Origin of the sequence: uncultured Phenylobacterium sp., assembly GCF_902826855.1 — a bacterium.
In the GTDB taxonomy this organism is placed as follows: Bacteria; Pseudomonadota; Alphaproteobacteria; order Caulobacterales; family Caulobacteraceae; genus Phenylobacterium.
On record NZ_CADEGK010000016.1, the window covers coordinates 35,496 to 38,830 of the forward strand.

Sequence of the window (3,335 nt, forward strand, 5' to 3'; positions counted from 1 at the left end):
GCCACCGCGTCGGCGACCCGAGCGGGCTCGGTGGGGTCCAGCGGATCGGGCTTGCCGGTGGCCACGTTGCAGAAGGCGCAGGCCCGCGTGCAGGTCTCGCCCATGATCATCATGGTGGCGTGGCTCTTGGACCAGCACTCGCCGATGTTCGGACAGGCCGCCTCCTCGCAGACGGTGACCAGCCCGTGGCTCTTCACGATCTCGCGGGTGGCGTTGTAGCCGGACGAGCCGGGCGCGCGGACCCGCAGCCACTCCGGCTTGCGCAGCAGCGGACTGTCCGGCCGCGCCTGCTTCTCCGGGTGGCGAGGGCGTCCCTTCAGGGTGTCGATGACCACGGCCATGCCCCTAGATCGTCTGTTGAGGGCTCCGGATCAAGCTTGGCGCGGCCTTTCCACTGTTGCGCCCAGCCGATACGGTGCCGGTAACGAGAAAAAGAGGGAGGCGCCGCTCTTGCGCGCATTCGACAGCGCTCAGACGCAGTCATCGGTGTTCGACGCTCTGGTGACGGCGGCCCGCAAGCACGGCGTCAAGAAGCCGATCCTGGAGGACCAGGAGCGCAACCCGCTGAGCTATCTCGACCTGATCCGGGCCGCCTTCGGCCTGGGCCGGAAGATCAGCGGCTTCACCAAGAAGGGCGAGCGCGTCGGTGTGATGCTGCCGTCCAGCGTGGGCGGGGTGGTCACCTTCTTCGCCCTGCACGCCTTTGGCCGCATCCCCACGATGCTGAATTTTACCGCCGGCATCCGCAACCTGAAGGCGGCCTGCGAGCTGGCCGGGGTGAAGACGGTGCTGACCTCCCACCGCTTCGTCGAGCAGGGCAAGCTGCACGACCTGGTCGATGCCTTGGAGACGCTGACCAACGTCGTCTACCTGGAGGAGGTCAGGAAGACGATTGGCCTCCCGGACAGGCTCTTCGCCGCCGCGGCCGGCGCCCTGCCCCGCCGGTTCCGCGTTGCGACGAAGCCCGCCGATCCCGGCGTCATCCTGTTCACCTCCGGCAGCTTCGGCGTCCCGCGCGGGGTGGTGCTGAGTCAGGCCAACCTGATCGCCAACACCCGCCAAATCGCCACCCACATCCAGATGAATCCCGACTGGGTGTTCTTCAACCCGTTGCCGATCTTCCATTGCTTCGGCCTGACCGGCGGGGCGCTGCTGCCGATCCTGGAGGGGATGAAGGCGTTCCAGTACCCCTCGCCGCTGCACATCAAGCAGATCCCGGCGCTGGTGAAGGACACCAAGGCCAACGTCCTCTTCGCCACCGACACCTTCCTCAACCAGTACGCCCGCTCCGCCGACCGGGACGAACTGTCGGGCCTCACCTTCGTAGTCTGCGGCGCCGAGAAGGTGCGCGAGGAGACGCACAACCTGATCGCCGAGAAGTTCGGGCCGATCCCGATCCTGGAGGGCTACGGCGCCACGGAGGCCTCGCCGGTGATCGCGGTGAACACGCCCATCGACAACCGCCGCGGCACGGTCGGCGGCGTCCTGCCCGGCATCGAGACCCGGCTGGAACCGGTGCCGGGCATCCCGGGCGGCGGCAAGCTCTACGTGCGCGGTCCCAACATAATGGCCGGCTACCTCAACGCCGACGGCGGCGTCGACGCTCCGTCCGGCGGCTGGCACGACACCGGCGACGTTGTCGCCATCACCGATGACGACTGGATCAGGATCCTCGGGCGCGTGAAGCGCTTCGCCAAGGTGGGCGGCGAGATGGTATCGCTCACCGCCGCCGAGGACCTGGCCGCGGCCGTCTGGCCCGACGGCCGCCACGCCGTGGTCGCCCTGCCCGACCCCAAGAAAGGCGAGCGCCTGATCCTGGTGACCGACCGTCACGATGCCGAGTCCGGCCCGCTGCTGGCCCACGCCCAGCAGGTCGGCGCGCCGGAGCTGGCGGTGCCGCGCAAGATCATCCGCGTTCCTGAGATCCCGGTCCTCGGCACAGGCAAGACCGACTACGTAGCGTTGCAGCGGATCGTGGATTCGGAACTGTAGAGCGGAGGGCGGCGCTCAGGCGGAGCTGCGCCATTCGTCGTCGTCGGGATGGAGGGCGAAGGCGACCTTCGGCGGGTCGGGCAGGTTGCGCCAGCGGGCGATGGCGTCGGGTGGGAAGCCGATGTCCAGGGCCAGGCGCGCGACATGGTCGTCCAGCGGGTCGTCGCAGAAGCTGTCCTGCAGGCAGGCCTCGGTGATGACGCCCTCGACGTCCTGGCGATGCCAGCCGAAGGCCTGGGCGACGTCCTGCGCATCGGGGGCTTCGGTCTCGGGGGCGTCGTCCTCAGGCCGCTCGGCCTCGTCCCAGGCCAGGCGCAGCAGCGCGGTGCGCAGCTCCCCGATGCGGCGCGCGATCGCCGCCCCGCCGGGCTTCGGCCGCGGCGTCTGCGCCTGGACCCGCGCGGCGGCCGCCAGGTCGCGCTTCAGCCGCGCCTTCAGCGCCAGGGTCTGGCGATAGGATCGTGCGGCGCGCTGGTAGCTGCGCGCCAACCGGCTGGCCTCCTCCCCATCCTCCGCCGCCTGCGCGCGAGCCGCAAAGCTCCGCGCCAGCGCCAGGTCATGCCGCGCCAGCTCGGCGAGCCCCTGGGCCTCCTCCTCGGTGATGTCGAGCGCGTCCAACATAACGGACGGGAGTGTCGGACGGGGGTGCGTCAGAAGCGGACGTAGGGGTGGGACCGACACGCGTTGCGCGCAGCTTGGGCCACCACCTTTGACAACCCCACCGGGAGGGCCAAGATGGCGGGGCCTAAACAACGATAACCAAGAATGCCGGCAGAGCTGGCGGCGGCCAGCGACCCGGTGACACGGGAGGAAGCGGATATGGCCACCACCACCCTGGCGTCCAGAGGCGTCGTGCCGGCGCAGCGGCCGCTGCATGTGACAGGCAGATCGCGGCACAAGGGGCTGGTGGACTTCGACGGGCATATCCTGGAGCCGCCGACCCTGTGGGAAGACTACATCGACCCGAAGTTCCGGGACCGGGCCATCCGGGTGAAGCGCAACGAGGCGGGGCTGGAGTACCTGGAGTACGACGGGCGGCCTTCGAAGAACATCGCGGCGGGGTCGCTGTCGCTGATGGGCTGCATGCACCACGACGATCCCATGGGCCTGGCGATGGACCCGGCCTCGACGTACCTGGGCGAGCATCCGTTCGGCTCGATGGACCCGGCCGAGCGGATCAAGATGCTGGACGCCGAGGGTATCGACGCGGTGGCGCTCTACACCACCATCGGTCTGCTCTGGGAGAGCGAGGTCGAGGACCCGGCGCTGTCGCAGGCCTATACGACGGCCTACAATCGCTGGATCTGCGAGTTCGCCTCGTACAGCCCGCGCCTGCTGCCCAT

At 69.3% G+C, this 3,335-nt stretch carries 3 protein-coding genes and 1 pseudogene; 2 read left to right on the top strand and 2 right to left on the bottom strand.

Annotated features, from left to right (window positions below; all coding sequences use genetic code 11):
- A pseudogene (locus tag QZV94_RS04325) lies at window positions 1–341 on the bottom strand (lipoyl synthase); the annotation flags it as partial.
- A gap of 109 nt (window positions 342–450) precedes the next feature.
- On the opposite strand from QZV94_RS04325, the gene QZV94_RS04330 reads away from it, so the two are divergent.
- Window positions 451–1,992, top strand: coding sequence for an AMP-binding protein (locus QZV94_RS04330; protein ID WP_293676575.1), 1,542 nt, complete (start codon window positions 451–453; stop codon window positions 1,990–1,992).
- Window positions 1,993–2,007: 15 nt separating this feature from the next.
- On the opposite strand, the gene QZV94_RS04335 is transcribed toward QZV94_RS04330, so the two are convergent.
- The gene (locus QZV94_RS04335) at window positions 2,008–2,613 is read right to left on the bottom strand and encodes a hypothetical protein (protein WP_293676576.1); all 606 of its coding nucleotides are present in this window, start codon (window positions 2,611–2,613) and stop codon (window positions 2,008–2,010) included.
- 144 nt (window positions 2,614–2,757) lie between these two features.
- Between QZV94_RS04335 and QZV94_RS04340 the strand changes: the two genes are divergently transcribed.
- Window positions 2,758–3,335: hypothetical protein (locus tag QZV94_RS04340; protein ID WP_293676577.1), on the top strand; the 578-nt coding region annotated here is incomplete at its 3' end.